The following is a 23,269-nucleotide window of genomic DNA, read 5'->3' on the forward strand; positions in this document are numbered from 1 at the left end:
GACAGGTTGTGTGACCGGCTAGGACATCGCGGGACTCGGGGTCTCGCTGCCGCTCGGTGGCGGTGACGAGCCCCCGGGGTCTGCCGGGGTCGAGGTCACCGAGGCCGTCGGGGTGGGGGTCGGGGTGGGCTCCGGGTCCGGTGAGGACGGTGGCGGGTCGCTGGGGGGCGGGGTGGCGGGCGCCGAGGTCGTCGGGTGCGGGTTCGGGGGCGGGGCGCTCGGGCGGGGCGGGCCGGGGGCCGGTGGGTTCAGCGGGGTCGGGTCCGGAGGTGTGGGCGCGGTGCCGTACCCCTCGATGGAGACGACGGCGGACGCGGGTGCGATCGACACGCGCGCGCTCCAGTGACCGGCCGGTTCGCGCAGCGGGTCGACGTACACCTTGATCGTGAACGACTCGCCGGGCCGCAGCGTTCCCGCCGAGCGGCTCGGATACAGCCAGGACGCCCCGGTGTACGCCGTCCAGCGCACCGGTGTGTGCCCGGACGCGGTGAGCGTGATGAGCGTCGTGTCGCCGTCGCTGGTGGCCTCCACGGTGAGCAGGCCCGGGCTCTCCTTCGCGCCGGGGACGGCGCTGACGACCTCCACGGAGACATCCGGTGAGCCGACGTCCTTCCTGAGGAGGCCGGCGTCGGGGCCGGTGCCCGCGTTGCCCGCGTTCCCTGCGTTCTCGTAGCCGCCCGCACTCTCGCCGTCGAGGATGTCGGGGCGCTGTGCCTCGCTCGCGGTGGCCGAACGGTCCCCCTGGGCGCCCTCGGCGGTCATCGGGGCCCCGCGGTAGGCCGCCCAGAGGGCGAGCACGGGGGCGGCGACCACGGTGGCGACGACGGTGGTCGTGACGGCACGCGCGCGGAGACGGTCTCTTCGGGCGGCGCGGTCCTTGGGGTCCATCGGGAAGCCACGCCGGTCGAAGCGCGGGGCGGCGGCGCCCCGCGCGCGCGGGAGGTGGGCCATGGCGACGTGCAGGGCCGCGCGGGGTGCCTCCAGGACGGGCAGTTCGGCGGGCGTGACGGTGGCTCCGGGCCAGGCGCCGGGGACGGCCCGCTCGGCGGTACGGCGGCACCGCGGACAGTCGTCGACATGCCGGACCAGTTCACGGCGCAGTGCGCTGCTCAGCACCAGCTGGTGGTCGCCGGTGAGGCGGGCGACGCTCGGGCAGGCGCCGGTCTCGACGACGGCGAGGGCCGCGCGGGTGCGTTCGACCTCGCAGGCGGCGGAGGCCAGCAGTTCGCGGGCGGCGGTGGCGTCCATGCCGAGGACGGCGGCGACCTCGTGGGCGGCGAGCTTGTGGCGTACGGCGAGTTCGAGCGCCTCGCGCTGCTCGGGGGTGGTGCCTGCGGCCTCCGGCCAGGCGAGCTGGGCCAGTTCACGGCGGTGCTCCTCCTGGGCCTCCTCGGAGACGGGGACCGGGGAGGAGGCCTCCTGGGGGGCGGGGGCGGCGGACGTCTGCCGCTTGCCCCGGCGGCCTGCCGCGTGCGTACTCTGACGTTTCTGCTTGGCCTCGGCCAGCTTGCGCAGACAGGCCCAGCGGGCCAGGGCGTACAGCCAGGCCCTGCGGTCACCGGAGGACTCCGGGTCGCGCGGGCTGCGGCGGCGTTCGGCGAGCGCGAGGACGTCACCGAGGGCGGCGGTGGCCGTGTCGTGGTCGCACAGGACGGACAGGCAGTAGGTGAACAGGCCGTCCAGATACGGCTCGTAGCGCGCGGGCGGGCGCTGGACCAGCGTGCGCCCCGCCGCCCGGTCGCGCGCCTCACGGTGCGCCCGGTGTGCGCCGGTCGTGCGGGTCGGGGTTTCCGGACTGCTGCTCATCACCCGTGCGACCGTAGGCGTCTTACGACGACCCCTTCTCCCACCTTGAGCACATTTAATCCGTACGGGTGAAACGATCCCTCAATAGGGGACAGGAACCCCGGATTCCGTGGCTCGTTCGCGATGTGACGTGGCCGATTCGCGCCGGGAGCGCACGTTCCGGCACCGGTCGCCGAGGGCGGTGGGAGGCCGGTGCCGGTGACCCGGGGCCGCGGTGTCAGTGGTGCCGGATACGGTTCGTCCCATGGCTGCCCGTACGAAGACCGCGAAGGACCGACCGTCCTACCGCTGCACCGAGTGTGGCTGGCAGACGGTCAAGTGGCTCGGCCGCTGCTCCGAGTGCCAGGCGTGGGGCACGGTCGAGGAGTACGGCGCGCCCGCCGTCCGTACGACGACACCGGGCCGCGTGACCACCTCCGCGCTCCCCATCGGCCAGGTCGACGGCCGCCAGGCCACCGCCCGCTCCACCGGCGTACCCGAGTTCGACCGCGTGCTCGGCGGTGGACTGGTCCCGGGGGCCGTGGTCCTGCTGGCCGGTGAACCGGGCGTCGGCAAGTCGACCCTCCTCCTCGACGTGGCCGCGAAGTCGGCGAGCGACGAGCACCGCACGCTCTACATCACGGGTGAGGAGTCCGCGAGCCAGGTCCGGCTGCGTGCCGACCGCATCAAGGCGATCGACGACCACCTGTACCTCGCCGCCGAGACGGACCTCGCGGCCGTCCTGGGCCATCTGGACGCCGTGAAGCCGTCCCTCCTGATCCTCGACTCCGTCCAGACCGTCGCCTCGCCCGAGATCGACGGCGCCGCGGGCGGCATGGCGCAGGTCCGTGAGGTCGCCGGGGCGCTGATCCGGGCCTCCAAGGAGCGCGGCATGTCGACGCTCCTGGTGGGCCATGTCACCAAGGACGGCGCGATCGCGGGCCCGCGTCTCCTGGAGCACCTGGTGGACGTGGTCCTGTCCTTCGAGGGCGACCGGCACGCGCGCCTGCGCCTCGTACGAGGCGTCAAGAACCGCTACGGCACGACGGACGAGGTCGGCTGCTTCGAGCTGCACGACGAGGGCATCACGGGCCTCGCCGACCCGAGCGGCCTGTTCCTGACGCGGCGCGCCGAGCCGGTGCCGGGCACCTGTCTGACCGTCACCCTGGAGGGCCGCCGCCCGCTCGTCGCCGAGGTGCAGGCGCTGACTGTCGACTCGCAGATCCCCTCCCCCAGGCGTACGACTTCGGGCCTGGAGACGTCCCGGGTCTCGATGATGCTCGCGGTTCTCGAACAACGGGGCAGGATCAGCGCCCTCGGAAAGCGGGACATCTATTCGGCGACGGTGGGCGGAGTGAAGCTCTCCGAGCCCGCCGCGGACCTCGCGATCGCCCTCGCGCTGGCCTCCGCCGCGAGCGACACCCCGCTGCCCAAGAACCTGGTCGCGATCGGCGAAGTGGGCCTCGCGGGCGAGGTCAGAAGGGTGACGGGGGTCCAGCGCCGACTGGCCGAAGCCCACCGTCTGGGCTTCACCCACGCCCTCGTTCCGTCCGACCCCGGCAAGATCCCCGCCGGTATGAAGGTCATCGAAGTCGCCGACATGGGGGATGCTCTCCGAGTGCTCCCGAGGTCGCGTAGGCGAGAGGCCCCACGGGAGGAGGAGGACCGCCGGTAGACTTTGCCCAGGTCTCGCCCGTGCGTACGAACCCAGAGTGCGAAACGGGAGCACCCCAGAACCTGCGACCGGAGGAGTGCAGTGGCAGCCAACGACCGGGCAGCAGCTCCCGGAAAGTCCGGTGGGAGCTCCGGTGCCGATGGCCTGATGCGCGCCTCACTGAGCGCCGTGGCACCCGGCACGGCGCTGCGCGACGGGCTTGAACGGATTCTCCGCGGCAACACCGGCGGACTCATCGTGCTCGGCTCCGACAAGACCGTCGAGGCGATGTGCACGGGCGGTTTCGTCCTGGACGTCGAGTTCTCGGCGACCCGGCTGCGCGAGCTGTGCAAGCTCGACGGCGGCATCGTGGTCTCCTCGGACCTGTCCAAGATCCTGCGGGCCGGCGTCCAGCTGGTCCCCGACCCGACGATCCCCACCGAGGAGACGGGCACCCGGCACCGCACCGCCGACCGTGTGTCGAAGCAGGTGGGCTTCTCGGTCGTCTCCGTCTCCCAGTCCATGCGCCTGATCGCGCTGTACGTGGACGGCCAGCGCCGCGTCCTGGAGGACTCGGCGGCGATCCTGTCCCGCGCGAACCAGGCCCTGGCGACCCTGGAGCGCTACAAGCTCCGCCTGGACGAGGTCGCGGGCACGCTCTCCGCACTGGAGATCGAGGACCTGGTGACGGTCCGGGACGTCTCCGCGGTCGTCCAGCGCCTGGAGATGGTCCGCCTCATCGCGACGGAGATCGCCGAGTACGTACTCGAATTGGGCACCGACGGACGTCTCCTGGCCCTTCAACTGGACGAGTTGATCGCGGGCGTGGAGCCGGAACGCGAGCTGGTGGTCCGGGACTACGTCCCCGAGCCGACCGCCAAACGCTCCCGCACGGTCGACGAGGCGCTCGCGGAACTCGACGCCCTCAGTCACGCCGAACTGCTCGAACTCTCCACGGTGGCCAAGGCCCTGGGCTACACGGGCTCACCCGAGACCCTCGACTCGGCGGTCTCCCCCCGCGGCTTCCGCCTCCTGGCGAAGGTGCCGCGCCTGCCCGGCGCGATCATCGACCGCCTGGTGGAACACTTCGGCGGCCTGCAGAAGTTGCTGGCGGCGAGCGTCGACGACCTCCAGACGGTGGACGGGGTCGGCGAGGCGAGGGCGCGGAGCGTGCGGGAGGGCCTGTCGAGGCTGGCGGAGTCGTCGATCCTGGAGCGGTACGTGTAGGTGGGGACCGGGGAGAGTCCCCCGCGAGGGGGACTTATCTCAGTCCTTTCAGTCCTTGTCGAGTACGAAGGACGTCTGGGCCTTGGTGAACCCCTGGGCCTGTGCCTCGACCAGGTAGGTGCCGGCCGTCGCCGTCGCTGTCCCCGCCTCCGGTGTGGCGCACTCGGGGGCGCTCGCCTTGCGGTCCCACTCGAAGGTGTACGTGATACCGGCGCCGGCCGAGACCCTGAACAGCAGGCCTGACGTGTCCTTGGGGCAGTCGTCCGAGGACCAGATGTCGTCGTCGCTGCTCGCCTGCGTGATCGTCACCACGGCCGACTCCGGGCCGAGGTCGATCTTGCAGTCGTTCGCGGAGGAGTTCTTGGCGACCAGCTGGAAGGTGGGCGTCTCGTCGGGCGCGTACGCGTTCTGGACGCTGCGCAGGCTCAACTGGACGATGCCGGGGGTGCAGTTGGGCAGGGTGGAACCGGCCGGAAGGGTGTCGCCGCTGCCTACGCTGCCGTTGACGCCGTCGTCCGTGCCAGTGCCGCCGCCCGTCCCGGCGGACCCGCTGCCGCCACCGGAACCGGCCGAACCTTCCGATCCGCCCGAACCGGTTGAGCCCCCGGAACCGGAACCGGAGCTGGAGCTGGAGCTTGAGCCGCCGGTGTCCGTGCTCCCCGACTCGTCGCGTCCGCCCGGGGCTTGACTGATCGCGGGCCCCGAACCGGACGGGCCCGGGGTGATCGTCTGCACGGGGTTCTTGCCGTTGGCACCGTCCGTGCTCTTGTTCCCGCCTCCGCCGCCGGAGGCGACGACCCAGACGACCAGCAGCGTCAACAGGGCGAGCACAGACAGCAGAACGGCCCTCCGTCGCCAGTAGATGGAGGAGGGAAGCGGCCCGACCGGATTGCGCATAGATCCCACGGCGCAAACTGTACGAGAGATCGGACCGTGCACTCGCCCCACCCGCCGCCGGGTGCGCAACTTTTCCGGATCATCATCCCGGCGAACTCCTCCGAAGGAGCAGCCAGTTCACGCCCCCGCCGCCCCTACTCGTTCCCATCCCTGGGGGCTGCGCCCCCAGACCCCCCTTTGTCGCGCTGAACGCGCTCGTCCTCAAACGCCGGACGGGCTGGAGGGTGGCCCTCCGTCCTCAAACGCCGGACGGGCTGAAATGCCCGGGCTCGCGCTGAAGATCAAGCCCCGGCCGGCACCATCCAGCCCGTCCGGCGTTTGAGGACAAGGCCCCTTCAGGGCCGTAGCGGGGGTCTGGGGGCGGCAGCCCCCAGAAGGATGGGAACGGGTAGGGGCGGCGGGGGCGAAAACAACCCCGTTCGCACCGCACCGCGTCGCACACCCCCGCACCCCCACATGGCAGGATCGAACCCGCCATGACTGCGCCCACGAAACCCCCGCACCGCGACGACAACACCCCCGCCACCGACCACCTCCACGCCCCCGTCATCGACTGGTTCGACGAGCACGCCCGAGACCTCCCCTGGCGCCGCCCCGACGCCGGCCCCTGGGGCGTGATGGTCAGCGAGTTCATGCTCCAGCAGACCCCCGTCAGCCGCGTACTGCCCGTCTACGAGCAGTGGCTCGCCACCTGGCCCCGCCCCGCCGACCTCGCCAAGGACGCCCCCGGCGAAGCCGTCCGCGCCTGGGGCCGCCTCGGCTATCCCCGCCGAGCCCTGCGCCTGCACGGCGCCGCGGTCGCCATAACGGAACGCCACGGCGGCGACGTACCCACCGACCACTCCCAGCTGCTCGCCCTGCCCGGCATCGGCGAGTACACCGCGGCCGCCGTCGCCTCCTTCGCCTACGGCCAGCGGCACGCCGTACTGGACACGAACGTCCGCCGTGTCTTCGCCCGCGCCGTCACCGGCGTCCAGTACCCCCCGAACGCCACCACCGCCGCCGAACGCAAGCTCGCCCGCGCCCTGTTGCCGGACGACGAGCGGACGGCCGCCCGCTGGGCCGCGGCCTCCATGGAGCTCGGCGCCCTCGTCTGCACGGCCAGGAACGAGACCTGCCACAGCTGTCCGATCGCCGCCCAGTGCGCCTGGCGGCTCGCCGGGAAGCCCGAGCACGAGGGCCCGGCCCGCCGGGGCCAGACGTACGCGGGCACGGACCGCCAGGTGCGCGGCAAGCTGCTCGCCGTACTCCGCGAGGCCCCGACCCCCGTACCGCAGGCCGCGCTCGACCGCGTGTGGCACGAGCCGGTGCAGCGCGCCCGGGCCCTCGACGGCCTCGTCTCCGACGGTCTGGTCGAGCCCCTGCCGGGCGGGCTGTACCGCCTGCCGCACAGCTGAGACACATGCCGGGACACAGACTCGGCCTTCCGTAACGCGTCAAACACTCCTCCCCCACCCACCAAATCACCCCACACCACCACCAATTACCCCTCCCGCTTACCCCTTCCCTACTTCCGTTACACAACCGACGGACAGCCGCGCGCTCCCCGCAGGCTGGCTCGGACAGCTCCGTGACAACCCCTCCGTAGGTTCATCCCTGTACAGACCACAGGGCAGTGAAAGCCGGCCGGCAGGCGGGTCGGAAACGGGGATCGGAGGCGGTTGGACATGACGCAGCAGGGCGAGGTGCTCGAATTCGAGGAGTACGTCCGCACACGGCAGGACGCGCTGTTGCGCAGCGCCCGTCGACTGGTCCCGGACCCCGTCGACGCCCAGGACCTGCTGCAGACCGCGCTCGTACGGACGTACGGCCGCTGGGAGGGCATAGCGGACAAGCGGCTCGCGGACGCCTACCTCCGCCGGGTGATGATCAACACCCGGACCGAGTGGTGGCGGGCGCGCAAGCTGGAGGAGGTGCCCACCGAGCAGCTTCCGGACGCGTGCGTGGACGACTCCACCGAACAGCACGCGGACCGCGCCCTCCTGATGGACGTCATGAAGGTGCTCGCACCCAAGCAGCGCAGTGTCGTCGTACTGCGACACTGGGAGCAGATGTCCACGGAGGAGACGGCCGCCGCCCTCGGCATGTCGGCCGGAACGGTCAAGAGCACGCTGCACCGGGCGCTCGCCCGGCTCCGGGAGGAGCTGGAGGCCCGCGATCTGGACGCACGCGCGCTGGAGCATGAGGAGCGGGAGCGTTGCGCGGCCTAGGCACAGGGGCGACCGATCCCGGGGCCCCACGGGCACGGACCGGGACGGATTCGGACGCGGACCCACCCATGGGTGCGGGTCCGGGTACGGGTCCCGATGCGGGTGCGGGCTCACGGGGGTGGCAGGGGCACGGCCCGGGGCCGCTCACGCACCCGGCCCCCTCCGCCTCTGCCCGGCGGGCTTTTCAGGCGGTGATCACGGCTACGACCGTGCTCGCCGCCCTCGCCCTTTTTGTCTCCGCCTGCGCCACCGGCGGCACCGGCGCCCGTGACGAGGGCCCGGCCGGCGCGGACGCCGTCGCGGGCAAGCTGAACCCCTCCCCCGCGCCCTCCGCGTACGCCACGACGGACGACGTGGACGGGGTCAGGCTCGTCATGGACGACCCGGGGGTCGCGGCCTCGGTCAAGCGTGCGCTGAAACCGTGCGTCGGGGACGAGTACCCGGTCGACGTGTCGTACGGCGATCTGACCGACGGGGCCTCGGACGACGTCGTCGTCAATGTCATGACGTGCAGCGATGCCGTCGGCGTCGGGTCGTACGTGTACCGCGAGGCGGGCAGCGGCACCGGTTACCGGAACGTGTTCCGGGCCGAGGAGTCCCCCGTCTACGCGGAGATAGACCGGGGCGACCTGGTGGTCACCAAACAGGTGTACAAGAAGGACGACCCGGTGACGAGTCCGTCGGGCGAGAATGTGATCACCTACCGGTGGACGGCGGGCCGCTTCACCCTGGAATACCGCACGCACAACGAGTACAGCAGCGCGGTCGACGGTGAAACCGCGCCGACGACGGACTCCAACTGACCTGACGCCCGACCTGACACGACCTGGCACACAAGACGAGAACTGAGAGCACCGGGATGGCAGACCAGACCCACGTCCTCTTCGTCGAGGACGACGACGTCATCCGCGAGGCCACCCAACTCGCCCTGGAGCGGGACGGCTTCGCGGTCACCGCCATGCCCGACGGACTGTCGGGCCTGGAGGCGTTCCGCGCGGACCGCCCCGACATCGCCCTCCTTGACGTCATGGTCCCGGGCCTCGACGGGGTCAGCCTGTGCCGCCGTATCCGCGACGAGTCCACCGTGCCGGTGATCATGCTGTCGGCGCGCGCCGACTCGATCGACGTGGTCCTCGGCCTGGAGGCGGGCGCCGACGACTACGTCACCAAGCCGTTCGACGGTGCCGTCCTGGTCGCCCGGATCCGCGCGGTGCTGCGCCGCTTCGGTCACGCGAGCGGCCCGAACTCGGCGGGTGCGGAGGGCGGGGCGCCCGTGACCGGCGGGGTGCTCGTCTTCGGTGACCTGGAGATCGACACCGAGGGCATGGAGGTCCGCAAGGAGGGCCGGCCGGTGGCCCTGACGCCCACCGAGATGCGGCTGCTGCTGGAGTTCTCGTCCGCGCCGGGCACGGTCCTCTCCCGCGACAAACTCCTCGAACGCGTGTGGGACTACGGCTGGGGCGGCGACACCCGTGTCGTCGACGTCCATGTGCAGCGGCTGCGGACGAAGATCGGCCAGGACCGGATCGAGACGGTCCGCGGCTTCGGCTACAAGTTGAAGGCCTGAGCGGACCCATGGGCGTCAGGTTCAGAGGAATGACGGGGATCCACACCGGGCTCAGGTGGAAGCTGAGCGCCGCCATCGCGCTGGTCGGCGCGCTCGTGGCGATCACGCTCAGCCTGGTCGTCCACAACGCGGCCCGGGTGTCGATGCTGGACAGCGCGCGCGATCTCGCGGACGAACGCGTCCTGATCGGGCAGAGCAACTACAACCTGTCGGGGCGGCCCAACTTCCCCGGCATCAAGGTCGACGACCCGAACCTGCCGGAGGAACTCCGGCAGAAGGCGGCGGAGGGCCGCCGGGCGACCTATGTGACCGACCGGCCGGACGGGGTGCCGGACATCTGGGCGGCCGTACCGCTCAAGGACGGCCACATCATGTCGCTGCACACCGGGTTCACCGACCGCAGTACGGACATCATGGCCGACCTCGACCAGGCGCTGATCATCGGCTCGATCGCGGTCGTGCTGGGAGGCAGCGCGCTCGGTGTGCTGATCGGCGCGCAACTGTCGCGGCGGCTGCGGAAGGCGGCGGCAGCCGCGAACCAGGTCGCCAGAGGCGAGACGGACGTACGAGTACGGGATGCCATCGGCGGTGTCGTACGGGACGAGACCGACGACCTGGCCCGGGCGGTGGACGCGATGGCGGACACGCTGCAGCAGCGCCTGGAGGCGGAACGGCGGGTCACGGCGGACATCGCGCACGAGCTGCGTACGCCGGTGACGGGACTGCTGACAGCGGCCGAACTCCTCCCTCCCGGCCGCCCCACGGAGTTGGTCCTGGACCGGGCGAAGGCGATGCGCACGCTGGTCGAGGACGTCCTGGAGGTGGCCCGGCTCGACGGGGCGTCGGAGCGGGCCGAGTTGCAGGACATCATGCTGGGCGAGTTCGTGGCGCGGCGGGTGATCGCGAAGGACCCGGAGATCGCGGTGCACGTGGTGCACGAGTCGGAGGTGACGACGGATCCGCGCCGTCTGGAGCGGGTGCTGTTCAACCTGCTGGCCAACGCGGCGCGGCACGGCAAGGCGCCGATAGAGGTCTCGGTGGAGGGGAGGGTGATCCGCGTCCGCGACCATGGCGCGGGTTTCCCGGAGGACCTGCTGGCGGACGGCCCGAGCCGCTTCCGCACGGGCAGCACCGACCGCTCCGGCCACGGTCACGGCCTCGGCCTCACGATCGCCGCGGGCCAGGCCCGCGTCCTGGGCGCCCGCCTCACCTTCCGCAACATACGCCCCCCGGGCGCCCCGGAGGACGTCCCCGCGGAGGGCGCGGTAGCGGTCCTGTGGCTCCCGGAACACGCCCCGACAAACACGGGAAGCTACCCGATGATGCCGCGCCCGAAGCCCTGACGGAGGAGGTTCTCGCCCCCGCCGCCCCTACCCGTCCCATCCTTCTGGGGGCTGCGCCCCCAGACCCCCCTTCGTCCTCAAACGCCGGACGGGCTGACTATCCAGCCCGTCCGGCGTTTGAGGACAAGGCCCCTTCAGGGCCGTAGCGGGGGTTCGGGGGCGGCAGCCCCCGAGGATGGGAACGGGTAGGGGCGGCGGGGGCGAACCTCACGCCACCTCAGCCACAGCCCCCTTGACCGCCCCCGAACGAGCCCCCTCGTCCCCCTTCTCCGGCCCCGCCCCCTTCAACGGAACCTCCTTCACGAACACCGCCGCCACCAGCGCCACGACCGCCACCGAGGCCCCCAGCAGAAACGCCGAGTGCGTCCCGGAAGACACCGCGTACTGATACGCCTCCCGCGCCGCCGCCGGCAACTTCGCCAGACTCGCCGCATCCAGCTGAGCCGACTGCTCGGTCACCTTCGACCCCAGCGCCCCGGCCCGCTCGGTCATCACGTCCTGCACCCGGCTGTTGAACAACGCCCCCATGATCGCGACCCCGAACGACGCCCCGAGCGTCCGGAACAGCGTGGCCCCGGAGGACGCAACGCCCATGTCCTTCATCTCGACGCTGTTCTGCGCCACCAGCATGGTGATCTGCATCAGACAGCCCATACCGGCGCCCACGATCGCCATGTACACACCCGACGTGACACGCGAGGTCCCGGTGTCCATCTGCGCCAGCAGGAACAGCCCCACGATCATCAGCACACTGCCGACCACCGGGAACACCTTGTACCGGCCACTGCTCGTGGTCACCCGCCCCGCGATCATCGACACGACCATCATCGCGCCGAGCATCGGAAGCAGCAGCAGCCCCGAGTTGGTCGCGGACGCGCCCTGCACGGACTGCTGGTACAGCGGCAGGAACAGCACCGCACCGAACATCACGAACCCGGTGACGAAGCCGATGACCGACATCAGCGAGAAGTTGCGGCTGCGGAATATGTGCAAGGGCATGATCGGCTCGGCGGCCTTGGTCTGCCAGAACACGAACCCGACGAGCGAGGCGACGCCGATCCCGATCAGCTCCATGATCCTGGCGGAGCCCCACGCGTACTCCGTACCACCCCAGGTGGTGACAAGCACGATCGCGGTAATACCGACCGTCAGCAGCGCCGCACCCGGATAGTCGATCCGCGTCTGCGCCCGCTTCTTCGGCAGATGCAGCACCGCGCTGATGGCGACGAGCGCGACCACACCCAGCGGCAGGTTGATGTAGAACGACCAGCGCCAGCCCAGGTGGTCCGTGAGCGCCCCGCCGACCAGCGGTCCGCCGATCATGGCGAGCGCCATCACGCCGGCCATCATGCCCTGGTACTTGCCGCGCTCACGCGGCGGAATCAGGTCCCCGATGATCGCCATGACCCCGACCATCAGACCACCGGCGCCGAGCCCCTGGACGGCCCGGAAGCCGATCAGCTGGCCCATGTCCTGGGCCATGCCGCTGAGCGCCGACCCGATCAGGAAGAGCACGATCGACGTCATGAAGACGCCCTTGCGCCCGTACATGTCGCCGAGCTTGCCCCAGATCGGGGTGGAGGCGGCGGTCGCGAGCGTATAGGCCGTCACGACCCACGACAGGTGTTCGAGCCCGCCCAGCTCACCGACGATCGTCGGCATCGCCGTACCGATGATCATATTGTCCAGCATCGCGAGCATCATCGCGATCATGAGCGCGAGCAGCACCACCCGCACACTCCGCGGCTGCTTGCCCTGCGCTTCCGGCTCCCCCGGTTTCCCGTCCCGCTCGTCCACCACTGCTCGCGTGTCCGCCATCGTCTCCGACCCACTCCCCCACGTACTCCTACTTACTTGCCGCCCGGCAAGTTGACTACACTGGGGAAGCTAGACCTCTAACTAGCCGGGCGTCAAGTAAGTTTTACCCCAAGGGCGCCCACCAGGGCATTCAGAAGCAGGAGTACGAGCAATGGACCGCACCAAGCAGCGCCGTCGCGGGGACACCCGCCAGCGCATCCAGGACGTGGCGCTCGAACTCTTCGCCGAACAGGGCTACGAGAAGACCTCGCTGCGGGAGATCGCCGAGCGCCTCGATGTCACGAAGGCGGCGCTCTACTACCACTTCAAGACCAAGGAAGAGATCATCGTCAGCCTGTTCGAGGACCTGACGAAGCCGATCGAGGACCTGATCGAGTGGGGCAGGCAGCAGCCGCACACCCTCGACACCAAGCAGGAGATCGTCCGGCGCTACAGCGAGGCGCTCGGCGAGGCGGTGCCGCTCTTCCGCTTCATGCAGGAGAACCAGGCGACGGTACGGGACCTGAGCATCGGCGACACGTTCAAGTCCCGCATGCTCGGTATGCGGGAGATCATCATCGACCCGGACGCCGCCCTGGTCGACCAGGTCCGCTGCATCAGCGCGATGTTCACGCTGCACGCCGGGATGTTCGTCCTCCAGGACCTCGCGGGCGACGCGGACGAGAAGCGCAAGGCGGTCCTGGAGGTGGCGATCGGCCTGGTCACCCAGGCCCACGAGGGCACGGAACAGCCGTAGATCACGGCCCCCCGGACCTCCGTCAGACAGTCACGCCCTTGGCCCGCAGAAACGCCACCGGGTCCACGGCGGAGCCGTAGTTCGCGGTCGTACGGATCTCGAAGTGCAGGTGCGGGCCACTGGAGTTGCCCGTGTTGCCCGACAGGGCGATGCGCTGCCCGGTGGCCACGACCTGGCCGACCTTCACGTTGATCTTCGACAGATGGGCGTACTGCGAGTACGTGCCGTTGCCGTGCTTGATGACGATGGCATTGCCGTACGCGGACCCGTCACCGGCGCCGTTGCCGCCGGCCTTGACGACGGTGCCGCCGTGCGCGGCGACGACCTTCGTACCGCTCGGCACGGCGAAGTCCTGGCCGGAGTGGGTGGACGACCACATGTTGCCGGCCTGGTTGAAGCTGGCGCTGAGCGTGTACTTCTTGACCGGGTCCACCCAGGAGGCGGCCTTCTTGGCGGCGGCCTGGACCTGGACGGCACTCGCCGTCGAACCGGTGTCGGCGGCGGCCGAGACCCCGGCCGCGCCCAGCACGACCGAGACCCCGAGCCCTGCGGCCAGGACGGAGATGCGGGAAACACGGGTGGTGGCGCGCTGGAACATCAGAACCTCATGGGGACGGGGACAGAAAAACCACCCGGCACAGGCGACCTCGCCGGATGGGAAACCCCTTGGTACCCCCACCCCCCACCCATCCCCAAACACCAGGTCTACGACACAAGTTAGTAGTTCGCCGCAAATTCACCTACTTATTGACAAAGCAACCCAAGCCGCCGCACCACGCAAACCACCCCTCAGCCACCCCGTCACTCACTAATCACCCTAGTAACGGACATTTCGCCTGTGCATCATGTCACCGGCCACGAGGTCCGAAGACACGCGACTGTGACGCGCACAACGGGACCCACGCCACCCCGACTTCGGGCCGAACAAACCCCCTCCGACTACTGGCATCTCGCCGCTACCCGTGAGTAATGTTCCCTTCCCACCCGCGCCACTCACTCCCGCAAGCATGCCCCTGACATCTGCAGGCCCTGGCACCGCACGGACCTACGTGAGAGGACCCCCACCCCGATGACAAGAGGCTCCTGGACGCCCTGGACGCGCCGTATCGGCCTGACCGCGGTCGCAGCGGTCGCAGCGGTGACCCTGGCCGGCCCCGGCACCGCCCAGGCCGCGACCACCACGTCCGTGTCCGCCGCCGCGGCCGCCGAGGACGTCGACTACGCCACCTGGCAGCAGGACTGCCAGGCCGTGATGGACCAGGCACTGCCCTACCTGAAGCAGCGCATCGCCGCCGCCTCCACGGGCGAGAAGCAGGCGATCGTCTTCGACATCGACAACACCACCCTGGAGACCGACTTCGGCTTCAGCTACCCGTCGCCGGCCAACGCGCCCGTGCTGAAGGTGGCCCAGTACGCCCAGCAGCACGGCGTCGCCCTCTTCTTCGTCAGCGCGCGCCCGGACATCATCAAGCCCCTGACGCAGTACAACCTCACGCACGTCGGGTACAACGTCACCGGGCTGTACGTCCGCAATCTGATCGACCTGTTCAAGAACGTGGCCGACTACAAGACCGCGCAGCGCGTCGACATCGAGTCGAAGGGCTACACGATCATCGCCAACATCGGCAACAGCGCCACCGACCTCTCGGGCGGCCACGCCGAGAAGACGTACAAGCTGCCGGACTACGACGGCCAGCTGTCGTAGGCGACCCCATCAGGCCCCAGCGGGCATGCGAAAGGGGCCGGTGCTGGAAAGCACCGGCCCCTTTTCTGCGGCTCAACCCCGGAGGGTCACGCCTCCTTGCTCAGGTTCGGCCCGGCACCGCCGGCCGCCTGCTCGATCGGCGGGACGTCGGGCAGTGCCGACTTCTCCTCGCCGCGGAAGGTGAAGGTCGCCGCCTCACCCTCGCCCTCCGTGTCGACGACCACGATGTGACCGGGGCGCAGCTCGCCGAAGAGGATCTTCTCGGAGAGCGTGTCCTCGATCTCGCGCTGGATCGTGCGACGCAGCGGGCGGGCGCCCAGGACGGGGTCGTAACCCTTCTTGGACAGCAGCTCCTTGGCGGCCTGGGACAGCTCGATGCCCATGTCCCGGTCCTTGAGGCGCTCGTCCACCTTGCCGACCATCAGGTCGACGATCTGGAGGATGTCGTCCTGCGTGAGCTGCGGGAAGACGACCACGTCGTCGACGCGGTTGAGGAACTCGGGCCGGAAGTGCTGCTTGAGCTCGTCCGAGACCTTGTTCTTCATGCGCTCGTAGTTGGACTTCTTGTCACCGGAGGCCGCGAAGCCCAGGTTGAAGCCCTTGGAGATGTCCCGCGTGCCGAGGTTGGTCGTCATGATGATGACCGTGTTCTTGAAGTCCACGACCCGGCCCTGGGAGTCGGTCAGGCGACCGTCCTCCAGGATCTGCAGCAGCGAGTTGAAGATGTCCGGGTGGGCCTTCTCGACCTCGTCGAAGAGGACGACGGAGAACGGCTTGCGGCGGACCTTCTCGGTCAGCTGGCCGCCCTCTTCGTAGCCCACGTAACCGGGGGGCGAACCGAAGAGCCGCGACACCGTGTGCTTCTCGCTGAACTCCGACATGTCGAGGGAGATCAGCGCGTCCTCGTCACCGAAGAGGAACTCCGCCAGCGCCTTGGACAGCTCGGTCTTACCGACACCGGACGGGCCGGCGAAGATGAACGAACCACCGGGACGCTTCGGGTCCTTCAGACCGGCACGCGTACGACGGATCGCCTTGGAGAGCGCCTTGACGGCGTCCTTCTGGCCGATGACCCGCTTGTGGAGCTCGTCCTCCATGCGCAGCAGGCGGGACGACTCCTCCTCGGTCAGCTTGAAGACCGGGATGCCGGTGGCGGTCGCGAGGACCTCGGCGATCAGCTCGCCGTCGACCTCGGCGACGACGTCCATGTCGCCGGCCTTCCACTCCTTCTCCCGCTTGGCCTTCGCGGCGAGGAGCTGCTTCTCCTTGTCACGGAGAGAGGCGGCCTTCTCGAAGTCCTGCGAGTCGATCGCGGACTCCTTGTCCCGGCGCACACCGGCGATCTTCTCGTCGAACTCGCGCAGGTCCGGCGGAGCGGTCATCCGGCGGATGCGCATCCGGGAACCGGCCTCGTCGATGAGGTCGATCGCCTTGTCGGGCAGGAACCGGTCCGAGATGTAGCGGTCGGCGAGCGTCGCCGCCTGCACCAGGGCCTCGTCGGTGATCGAGACGCGGTGGTGCGCCTCGTACCGGTCGCGCAGGCCCTTGAGGATCTCGATCGTGTGGGGGAGGGAAGGCTCCGCCACCTGGATCGGCTGGAAGCGGCGCTCAAGGGCCGCGTCCTTCTCGAGGTGCTTGCGGTACTCGTCGAGCGTGGTGGCACCGATGGTCTGCAGCTCACCGCGGGCCAGCATCGGCTTCAGGATCGAAGCGGCGTCGATGGCGCCCTCGGCGGCACCCGCGCCGACGAGCGTGTGCAGCTCGTCGATGAACAGGATGATGTCGCCGCGGGTGCGGATCTCCTTGAGGACCTTCTTCAGGCGCTCCTCGAAGTCACCGCGGTAGCGGGAGCCGGCGACCAGCGCGCCGAGGTCCAGGGTGTAGAGGTGCTTGTCCTTGAGGGTCTCGGGCACCTCGCCCTTGACGATGGCCTGGGCGAGGCCCTCGACGACGGCGGTCTTGCCGACGCCGGGCTCACCGATCAGGACCGGGTTGTTCTTCGTACGCCGGGACAGCACCTGCATGACCCGCTCGATCTCCTTCTCGCGCCCGATGACCGGGTCGAGCTTGGACTCACGAGCGGCCTGGGTGAGGTTCCGGCCGAACTGGTCGAGGACCAGGGACGTCGAGGGGGTGCCCTCGGCGGGGCCGCCGGCGGTGGCGGTCTCCTTGCCCTGGTAACCGGAGAGCAGCTGGATGACCTGCTGCCGCACCCGGTTGAGATCTGCGCCCAGCTTGACCAGGACCTGGGCGGCGACGCCCTCGCCCTCACGGATCAGGCCGAGCAGGATGTGCTCCGTGCCGATGTAGTTGTGGCCCAGCTGAAGGGCCTCGCGGAGCGACAGCTCCAGGACCTTCTTGGCACGGGGAGTGAAGGGGATGTGACCGGACGGCGCCTGCTGGCCCTGTCCGATGATCTCCTCAACCTGCTGGCGGACCGCCTCAAGCGAAATGCCGAGGCTCTCCAGGGCCTTTGCGGCGACACCCTCACCCTCGTGGATCAGGCCCAGGAGGATGTGCTCGGTGCCGATGTAGTTGTGGTTGAGCATCCGGGCTTCTTCCTGAGCCAGGACGACAACCCGCCGCGCGCGGTCGGTGAACCTCTCGAACATCGTTAATCGCTCCTCAGAGCGGTCAGGCAGTAAGGGGACGCTCCCCTCCCTGTCCTTCCGCAGCTTAGTCCCGCAAGCGGGGACCGCTCATTCCAACTGCCGACACCGGACCGAGAACCAACACAGCCTCCTGACCCCGAACGCCGACATATGCTCCAACCCGATCGTGCGAGACGATGTTCCCGCAGGCCAGGCAGTTACCCTCACTATCAGTACGCCGATGGCGAACGTGAGACGGCCTTTTCTGCGTGTCGCCCCCTCCCACTAGGGATGTCTTACCCGTACGGACCGACACTCCATGCCGGATGCACCGGTTCCCTCCGCTACGGGCGAACAGCCTTGCGCCGCCGAACAGCTCCGGGCGTCCCCGAAATCGGAACTCCGCGCGTACGCAAGGGAACCCAGCGTAACTCGCGGCCCTTCGTGGCGGTTGGCTTCGCATGGTTCCCACTGTCCCCCTTCCGCGCCGTCCTCTCGACCCGGACGACATCACGAGCGATGTCCTGCACTGGTACGAGAACGAACTGGGATGGGCGACAGTGCCCGGTTCCGGATCCGGGGGCCTTCCGGTACGGCTGGTCGTGGGCCGGAGCTTCGACGTGCTCGACGTACCGGCCGAGGCGGGCTTCGCGGCGCTGCGGCACCGGGGGCAGATGCGGGCGCCGGCCTCCCCGGTGGCCCTGCACGGGGACCGGATGCTGCTGCTGGTGGCCGAGGGCAGCGCGGACGAGTTGCCGGGGCTGCTGGACTGGCTGGAGTGGGGCGGGCTGGCACCGGACCTGAGGGCGATCGGCGCGGGCGGCCACATCGAGGCGCCCTTGCCGCCCGGGCCGCCCGGTTCCCCCGTCCCGGCGGACGGCTCCACGGGCCCTTCTCAGGGCTGTACAAATCCGCAGGGGGCCGCTGTCTGGCTGCGGCCCCCTGAAACAGGGTGCGGGACGGCGGTCCCGCTGCCGACGATGTCGGCCCTGGGGGGCGTCGGAGGCGCCCCCGATCTCGTACGGCTGGTGGACACGCTGGCAACGCAGTGCCATCGCGTCCGACTGCGGCGTGCGTGCGCTCAGCCGTTGGCCTTCTCGTAAGCCTCACGAATGGACGCGGGAACACGGCCACGGTCGTTGACCTCGTAACCGTTCTCCTTCGCCCAAGCACGGATCTGCGCGGTGTCCTGGCTGCCGCCGGAAGCGACACGCGCCTTTCCACGCCCACCCGAAGCACGGCCTCCGGTACGGCGACCGCCCTTGACGTAGGGCTCGAGAAGACCGCGAAGCTTGTCAGCATTGGCAGTCGTGAGATCGATCTCGAACGTCTTGCCGTCCAACGCGAACGTCACGGTCTCGTCCGCCTCGCCGCCGTCGAGGTCGTCGACAAGAAGGACCTGAACCTTCTGTGCCACCGGATTTCCTTTCATCGATAACGTGGGAGCCGATGCCCACGGCGTGCGCCGCTGTTTCGCATCCCCTGTTATATGCAGTACTGCAGTACGTCGGAAAGCAAACCGCTTTTGCCGGAAAAACACAAACCCCCGGGAGAGACCGACCGCCCTTCCCCCGACCGGAAACGTGCGCGTTTCGGACATAGGGAACCTGGGCAGGCGGCTCACAGGAATTGCCGATGCCCGATCGGCGATGCCCGATCACAGATGCAGAAGCATCCGGCTGTTGCCCAAGGTGTTCGGTTTCACTCGTTCGAGACCGAGGAACTCCGCGACGCCCTCGTCATAGGAACGCAGTAGCTCGGCGTAGACATCGGTGTCGACGGGCGTCTCACCGATCTCCACGAAGCCGTGCTTCCCGAAGAAGTCCACTTCAAAGGTCAGACAGAAAACGCGTCGAACGCCTAGCCAGCGGGCGGTCTGCAGCAACTTCTCCAGCAACTGATGCCCGACACCGGAACCCTTGAGGTCCGGGTTCACTGCGAGAGTACGTACTTCGGCGAGGTCTTCCCACATCACGTGGAGTGCACCGCACCCCACGACCTCGCCGTTGTCGTCGCGTTCCGCGACCCAGAACTCCTGGATGTCCTCGTAAAGCGTCACCGTCGCTTTGTCGAGCAGGATACGGCCCCGGACGAACGAGTCAAGGAGTCCGCGTACGGCCTGGACATCGCTGGTCCTGGCCCGCCGGACGGTGATGGCTTTCGCTGTGACTTCGGGACGCATCGCTGACATGAGCGGACGCTATCGCCCGGTGGGACCCTCGGCCGAGGCGGGGTTCTCGTAGCCGGTATGTTCCACGGCTTCCGGCGGCCCGGCCTGTTCGGGCTGTTCCGGCCCTTGGGCGATGCGAACGGCATCCCTGAGGGCCAGCCGCTGTTCTTCGCTCATCATGCCGAAGAAGGCGACGAGAGCGGCGGCGGGGTTGTCGCTCTGCGACCACGCGTCGTTCATCAGCGCGGCCGCGTAGGCGGCTCGGGTGGAGACCGCCTCATATCGATAGGCCCGGCCTTCCGCCTCGCGACGGACCCAGCCCTTCTGATGGAGATTGTCCAAAACGGTCATCACCGTGGTGTACGCGATGGACCGTTCCTGCTGAAGGTCTTCCAGGACTTCTCGAACGGTGACCGGGCGGTTCCACTTCCACACCCGCGTCATGACCGCGTCTTCGAGTTCTCCCAATGGGCGAGGCACAACTCAGCACAGTAGTGGGAGAAAGGGTGAATAGCGCGAAGGACGTGCACTTTCCGGGGCAAACACCCACAGAAGCCTACGAAACAGGGCGCCCCTACTCGCCCTGTCCGGCCTGGCGGGTCTGCTCGGCCCTGGCGAGGGTCGCGTCGACGACGGCGTCCTCCTTGGCCTTGTTGGCACCGCCCTGACTCTTCACCATCGTCACGATCACACCGATGAAGAGCGCGGCCATCACTACCGGGGGCACGAGCGCGGAGACATAGTCCATGCGACCAGAGTAGCCAGGGCAGCAGAAAGGCCCGGGCGGGGGGCCCGGGCCTCTGTGGGTCGTACTCCGTTCAACTCAACCCGCGGCGAGCTGTTGCGGGGGATTCGCGGGCGGGGCGGGCTTGCGGCGCGGGAAGACCTCGCCAGGGGTGGGGATGGGGCGGCCGGGCTTGGGGGCGTCGGGCGCGGGCCGGGGCGCCGGGGCGGGACGCTCGCCGGGCTTCTTCTCCACGGGCTTCTCGCCGGGCTTCCTGCCTGGATCCTGGGCGGCGAGCCCGCCGGGCAGGGCCAGGAGCCGGGTACGGGAGGCAGGCACCGTCGGTGTGACCGGCGCCCGGCCGGACACCCTGGCACCGAGCCGGGCCCGTACGTTCCGTTCCGCGTGCCGCAGACAGCGGTCCAGGAGGGCGGCGGCGACCGGGTTGCCCCGCAGGGCCCGGAGGGCGGCGAGGTCGTCCGGGTCCGGGCGGTACCCGGCGCCCAGGGCCTCCTCCAGAAGCGTGAGATAGCCGGCGGCGGTGCCGGGGAGGGCGGCGCGGTAGCGGGCGAGGTCGGCCACGAGGAAGGCGCGCAGCCGGGCTCCCTCCCGCGCCGCCTCGTCGACGGACTCGGCGAGCCGGAGACAGTCCTGGACGTCCTCCGCGGAGGCGGGGCCGGGGTGGAGGGCGAGGGCGAGAGCACGGCGGAGCACACGCAGCTCCTCCGCACCGAACGCCATGCCGCCGCGAGATCCGAATGGCGTGGGCATGCGGCGACGATACGCGCTAATCAGACAAACTCGGCATTGGAAAGGAGACGTGGCCCAGGAAGCCACCCGGCTGGCCGTGCGCAAGTGTTCTCGCCCCCGCCGCCCCTACCCGTTCCCATCCTCGGGGGCTGCCGCCCCCGAACCCCCGCTACGGCCCTGAAGGGGCCTTGTCCTCAAACGCCGGACGGGCTGACAAACCAGCCCGTCCGGCGTTTGAGGACAAAGGGGGTCTGGGGGCGCAGCCCCCAGAAGGATGGGACGGGTAGGGGCGGCGGGGGCGAGAACTCACATACGGGACACGTTCCGCTCGTACACCAGCCGCAGCCCGATCAGCGTCAGCCACGGCTCGTGCTCGTCGATCACCGAGGCCTCGCCGAGCACCATCGGCGCCAGCCCACCCGTCGCGATCACCGTCACATCGTCCGGATCCTCCGCCAGTTCCTTCGCCATCCGGGTCACCACGCCGTCCACCTGACCCGCGAACCCGTAGATGATCCCCGCCTGCATCGCCTCGACCGTGTTCTTGCCGATCACCGCCCGGGGCCGAGCCACCTCGATCTTGCGGAGCTGGGCGCCCTTCACGCCCAGCGCCTCGACCGAGATCTCGATACCCGGCGCGATCACGCCACCCACGTACTCCCCGCGCGCGGACACCGCGTCGAACGTCGTCGCCGTACCGAAGTCGACGACGATCGCGGGCCCCCCGTACAGCTCGACCGCGGCGACCGCGTTGATGATGCGGTCCGCGCCGACCTCCTTGGGGTTGTCGGTGAGGATCGGTACGCCCGTCTTCACGCCGGGTTCGACCAGCACCGCCGGCACATCGCCGTAGTACCGCCGCGTCACCTCACGCAGCTCGTGCAGCACCGACGGCACGGTCGCGCAGATGGCGATCCCGTCGATGCCGTCGCCCAGCTCGTCGCCCAGGAGCGGGTGCATGCCCATGAGGCCCTGGAGGAGGACCGCGAGTTCGTCGGCGGTGCGGCGCGCGTCCGTGGAGATGCGCCAGTGCTCGACGATCTCGTCGCCGTCGAAGAGCCCGAGGACGGTGTGCGTGTTTCCCACGTCGATGGTCAGCAGCATGGCCGTGTACCTACTCCGCCGCTCGCAGGTCGAGACCGATGTCGAGGATCGGCGAGGAGTGGGTGAGGGCGCCGACCGCCAGGTAGTCGACGCCGGTGTCGGCGTATTCCTTGGCGTTCTTGAGGATCAGGCGACCTGACACCTCCAGGACGGCTCGGCCGTCGACGACCGCGACCGCCTCGTCGCACTCGCCGGGGGTGAAGTTGTCCAGGAGGATCAGGTCGGCGCCCGCGTCGACGACCTCGCGCAGCTGGTGCAGGGTGTCGACCTCGACCTCGATCGGTACGTCCGGGAAGGCGTCCCGTACGGCCTTGAAGGCCTGGGAGACACCGCCGGCGGCGACCACGTGGTTGTCCTTGACGAGGGCCGCGTCCGACAGGGACATGCGGTGGTTGACGCCGCCGCCGCAGCGGACCGCGTACTTCTCCAGGGCGCGCAGACCGGGAGTGGTCTTGCGGGTGTCGCGGACCTTGGCCTTGGTGCCCTCCAGGACGTCCGCCCACGCGCGCGTGGCGGTCGCGATGCCGGACAGCCGGCACAGGAGGTTGAGCGCGCTGCGTTCGGCCGTCAGCAGGTCGCGGGTGCGGGTGGTGACCGACAGGAGCTTCTGGCCCGCCTCCACTCGGTCGCCGTCCTCGACGTGTCGCTCGACCTCGAACTCGTCGGTGCAGACCACGGAGACGACCGCCTCGGCGATCCGCAGACCGGCTACGACCCCTCCCTCGCGGGCGGTGAAGTCGGCCGTGGCGCGGGCTTCCTCGGGGATGGTCGCGACGGTCGTCACGTCGACGCCGTGGTCGAGGTCCTCCTGGATGGCGACGTTGGCGATGTCCTCGACCTCAAGGGGGTCGAGGCCGGCGTCGGCGAGGAGCGCGGCCAGCGCGGGGTCGAGGCCGCACTCCAGGTAGACGTCGTCGGTATCGGCGCCACAGGCGCAGCCGTCGCCGCAGCCGCCGCTCTGGGCGAGGGGAAGGTCGGGGGTGCTCAC

The 23,269-nt window shown here is 69.7% G+C and carries 22 protein-coding genes; 10 read left to right on the forward strand and 12 right to left on the reverse strand.

The annotated features are described in order from the left end of the window. Positions 1-18: 18 nt before the first annotated feature. On the reverse strand, positions 19-1,809 hold the full coding sequence (locus ACFYXF_RS34030) for a hypothetical protein (RefSeq protein ID WP_389355543.1): 1,791 nt from the start codon (positions 1,807-1,809) through the stop codon (positions 19-21). 241 nt (positions 1,810-2,050) lie between these two features. Between ACFYXF_RS34030 and radA the strand changes: the two genes are divergently transcribed. Continuing rightward, positions 2,051-3,460 carry a DNA repair protein RadA gene (gene radA, locus ACFYXF_RS34035; RefSeq protein WP_389355545.1) on the forward strand — a complete coding sequence of 470 codons (1,410 nt, stop codon included), beginning with the start codon at positions 2,051-2,053 and terminating at the stop codon, positions 3,458-3,460. Positions 3,461-3,541: 81 nt separating this feature from the next. Continuing rightward, positions 3,542-4,666: a DNA integrity scanning diadenylate cyclase DisA gene (disA, locus tag ACFYXF_RS34040; protein WP_235475871.1), complete on the forward strand. Its 1,125-nt coding sequence runs from the start codon at positions 3,542-3,544 to the stop codon at positions 4,664-4,666. 48 nt (positions 4,667-4,714) lie between these two features. On the opposite strand, the gene ACFYXF_RS34045 is transcribed toward disA, so the two are convergent. After that, positions 4,715-5,572 carry a hypothetical protein gene (locus ACFYXF_RS34045; RefSeq protein WP_389355547.1) on the reverse strand — a complete coding sequence of 286 codons (858 nt, stop codon included), beginning with the start codon at positions 5,570-5,572 and terminating at the stop codon, positions 4,715-4,717. 467 nt (positions 5,573-6,039) lie between these two features. Here ACFYXF_RS34045 and ACFYXF_RS34050 point away from each other — a divergent pair, with 467 nt between their 5' ends. The 5 genes from ACFYXF_RS34050 to cseC all read left to right on the forward strand — a co-directional run bounded on the left by ACFYXF_RS34050 (position 6,040) and on the right by cseC (position 10,683). Then, positions 6,040-6,960: an A/G-specific adenine glycosylase gene (locus ACFYXF_RS34050; protein WP_389355549.1), complete on the forward strand. Its 921-nt coding sequence runs from the start codon at positions 6,040-6,042 to the stop codon at positions 6,958-6,960. A gap of 270 nt (positions 6,961-7,230) precedes the next feature. Further along, complete coding sequence (locus ACFYXF_RS34055; RefSeq protein WP_389355551.1) at positions 7,231-7,773, forward strand: SigE family RNA polymerase sigma factor; 543 nt, start codon at positions 7,231-7,233, stop codon at positions 7,771-7,773. 191 nt (positions 7,774-7,964) lie between these two features. After that, complete coding sequence (locus ACFYXF_RS34060; protein ID WP_389355553.1) at positions 7,965-8,576, forward strand: hypothetical protein; 612 nt, start codon at positions 7,965-7,967, stop codon at positions 8,574-8,576. 56 nt (positions 8,577-8,632) lie between these two features. After that, positions 8,633-9,340, forward strand: coding sequence for a two-component system response regulator CseB (cseB, locus tag ACFYXF_RS34065; protein ID WP_389355555.1), 708 nt, complete (start codon positions 8,633-8,635; stop codon positions 9,338-9,340). Between the two features lie 8 nt (positions 9,341-9,348). After that, complete coding sequence (gene cseC / locus ACFYXF_RS34070; RefSeq protein WP_389355557.1) at positions 9,349-10,683, forward strand: two-component system sensor histidine kinase CseC; 1,335 nt, start codon at positions 9,349-9,351, stop codon at positions 10,681-10,683. A gap of 207 nt (positions 10,684-10,890) precedes the next feature. Here the strand turns inward: cseC and ACFYXF_RS34075 are convergent, their stop codons facing one another. After that, positions 10,891-12,501, reverse strand: a complete 1,611-nt coding sequence (locus ACFYXF_RS34075; protein ID WP_389355559.1) for an MDR family MFS transporter — start codon at positions 12,499-12,501, stop codon at positions 10,891-10,893. A 151-nt stretch (positions 12,502-12,652) separates the two neighbouring features. Here ACFYXF_RS34075 and ACFYXF_RS34080 point away from each other — a divergent pair, with 151 nt between their 5' ends. Then, positions 12,653-13,237, forward strand: coding sequence for a TetR/AcrR family transcriptional regulator (locus tag ACFYXF_RS34080; RefSeq protein ID WP_389355561.1), 585 nt, complete (start codon positions 12,653-12,655; stop codon positions 13,235-13,237). 22 nt (positions 13,238-13,259) lie between these two features. On the opposite strand, the gene ACFYXF_RS34085 is transcribed toward ACFYXF_RS34080, so the two are convergent. Continuing rightward, positions 13,260-13,835 (reverse strand): M23 family metallopeptidase, encoded by a 576-nt coding sequence (locus ACFYXF_RS34085; protein WP_389355563.1) that lies wholly within the window; start codon positions 13,833-13,835, stop codon positions 13,260-13,262. A 471-nt stretch (positions 13,836-14,306) separates the two neighbouring features. On the opposite strand from ACFYXF_RS34085, the gene ACFYXF_RS34090 reads away from it, so the two are divergent. Further along, positions 14,307-14,942 carry an HAD family acid phosphatase gene (locus tag ACFYXF_RS34090; protein WP_389355565.1) on the forward strand — a complete coding sequence of 212 codons (636 nt, stop codon included), beginning with the start codon at positions 14,307-14,309 and terminating at the stop codon, positions 14,940-14,942. Between the two features lie 86 nt (positions 14,943-15,028). On the opposite strand, the gene ACFYXF_RS34095 is transcribed toward ACFYXF_RS34090, so the two are convergent. Next, positions 15,029-17,554: an ATP-dependent Clp protease ATP-binding subunit gene (locus ACFYXF_RS34095; RefSeq protein ID WP_235475881.1), complete on the reverse strand. Its 2,526-nt coding sequence runs from the start codon at positions 17,552-17,554 to the stop codon at positions 15,029-15,031. Between the two features lie 440 nt (positions 17,555-17,994). Between ACFYXF_RS34095 and ACFYXF_RS34100 the strand changes: the two genes are divergently transcribed. Continuing rightward, a complete protein-coding gene (locus tag ACFYXF_RS34100; protein WP_389355566.1) occupies positions 17,995-18,636 on the forward strand; it encodes an SCO3374 family protein in 642 nt (213 codons plus the stop codon). On the opposite strand, the gene ACFYXF_RS34105 is transcribed toward ACFYXF_RS34100, so the two are convergent. The 7 genes from ACFYXF_RS34105 to nadC all read right to left on the reverse strand — a co-directional run bounded on the left by ACFYXF_RS34105 (position 18,615) and on the right by nadC (position 23,269). Continuing rightward, a complete protein-coding gene (locus tag ACFYXF_RS34105) occupies positions 18,615-18,950 on the reverse strand; it encodes an Lsr2 family protein (protein ID WP_235475883.1) in 336 nt (111 codons plus the stop codon). The genes ACFYXF_RS34100 and ACFYXF_RS34105 overlap by 22 nt on opposite strands. Positions 18,951-19,190: 240 nt before the next feature. Further along, a complete protein-coding gene (locus tag ACFYXF_RS34110; RefSeq protein ID WP_235475884.1) occupies positions 19,191-19,724 on the reverse strand; it encodes an amino-acid N-acetyltransferase in 534 nt (177 codons plus the stop codon). A 9-nt stretch (positions 19,725-19,733) separates the two neighbouring features. After that, entirely contained in the window at positions 19,734-20,147 is a 414-nt protein-coding gene (locus tag ACFYXF_RS34115; protein ID WP_389355568.1) for a BlaI/MecI/CopY family transcriptional regulator, read from the reverse strand. Between the two features lie 130 nt (positions 20,148-20,277). Then, entirely contained in the window at positions 20,278-20,451 is a 174-nt protein-coding gene (locus tag ACFYXF_RS34120; protein WP_389355570.1) for a hypothetical protein, read from the reverse strand. A gap of 75 nt (positions 20,452-20,526) precedes the next feature. After that, positions 20,527-21,168: a hypothetical protein gene (locus tag ACFYXF_RS34125; protein WP_389355978.1), complete on the reverse strand. Its 642-nt coding sequence runs from the start codon at positions 21,166-21,168 to the stop codon at positions 20,527-20,529. A gap of 315 nt (positions 21,169-21,483) precedes the next feature. After that, complete coding sequence (locus ACFYXF_RS34130) at positions 21,484-22,281, reverse strand: type III pantothenate kinase (protein ID WP_105970850.1); 798 nt, start codon at positions 22,279-22,281, stop codon at positions 21,484-21,486. 10 nt (positions 22,282-22,291) lie between these two features. Continuing rightward, complete coding sequence (gene nadC, locus ACFYXF_RS34135; RefSeq protein ID WP_389355572.1) at positions 22,292-23,269, reverse strand: carboxylating nicotinate-nucleotide diphosphorylase; 978 nt, start codon at positions 23,267-23,269, stop codon at positions 22,292-22,294.

Source organism: Streptomyces sp. NPDC002680, from assembly GCF_042889145.1.
Taxonomy (GTDB): Bacteria; Actinomycetota; Actinomycetes; order Streptomycetales; family Streptomycetaceae; genus Streptomyces; species Streptomyces adonidis.

Bases quoted from the DNA above. Each gene is read 5' to 3' on its own strand.
- ACFYXF_RS34090 (WP_389355565.1), top strand. From the start codon at position 14,307: ATGACAAGAGGCTCCTGGACGCCCTGGACGCGCCGTATCGGCCTGACC.
- cseC (WP_389355557.1), top strand. From the start codon at position 9,349: ATGGGCGTCAGGTTCAGAGGAATGACGGGGATCCACACCGGGCTCAGG.
- ACFYXF_RS34085 (WP_389355563.1), bottom strand. From the start codon at position 13,835: ATGTTCCAGCGCGCCACCACCCGTGTTTCCCGCATCTCCGTCCTGGCC.
- ACFYXF_RS34055 (WP_389355551.1), top strand. From the start codon at position 7,231: ATGACGCAGCAGGGCGAGGTGCTCGAATTCGAGGAGTACGTCCGCACA.
- ACFYXF_RS34115 (WP_389355568.1), bottom strand. From the start codon at position 20,147: ATGACGCGGGTGTGGAAGTGGAACCGCCCGGTCACCGTTCGAGAAGTC.
- ACFYXF_RS34095 (WP_235475881.1), bottom strand. From the start codon at position 17,554: ATGTTCGAGAGGTTCACCGACCGCGCGCGGCGGGTTGTCGTCCTGGCT.
- ACFYXF_RS34100 (WP_389355566.1), top strand. From the start codon at position 17,995: ATGGTTCCCACTGTCCCCCTTCCGCGCCGTCCTCTCGACCCGGACGAC.
- ACFYXF_RS34125 (WP_389355978.1), bottom strand. From the start codon at position 21,168: ATGGCGTTCGGTGCGGAGGAGCTGCGTGTGCTCCGCCGTGCTCTCGCC.
- ACFYXF_RS34110 (WP_235475884.1), bottom strand. From the start codon at position 19,724: ATGTCAGCGATGCGTCCCGAAGTCACAGCGAAAGCCATCACCGTCCGG.
- radA (WP_389355545.1), top strand. From the start codon at position 2,051: ATGGCTGCCCGTACGAAGACCGCGAAGGACCGACCGTCCTACCGCTGC.
- ACFYXF_RS34075 (WP_389355559.1), bottom strand. From the start codon at position 12,501: ATGGCGGACACGCGAGCAGTGGTGGACGAGCGGGACGGGAAACCGGGG.
- ACFYXF_RS34050 (WP_389355549.1), top strand. From the start codon at position 6,040: ATGACTGCGCCCACGAAACCCCCGCACCGCGACGACAACACCCCCGCC.
- ACFYXF_RS34120 (WP_389355570.1), bottom strand. From the start codon at position 20,451: ATGGACTATGTCTCCGCGCTCGTGCCCCCGGTAGTGATGGCCGCGCTC.
- ACFYXF_RS34130 (WP_105970850.1), bottom strand. From the start codon at position 22,281: ATGCTGCTGACCATCGACGTGGGAAACACGCACACCGTCCTCGGGCTC.
- ACFYXF_RS34080 (WP_389355561.1), top strand. From the start codon at position 12,653: ATGGACCGCACCAAGCAGCGCCGTCGCGGGGACACCCGCCAGCGCATC.
- cseB (WP_389355555.1), top strand. From the start codon at position 8,633: ATGGCAGACCAGACCCACGTCCTCTTCGTCGAGGACGACGACGTCATC.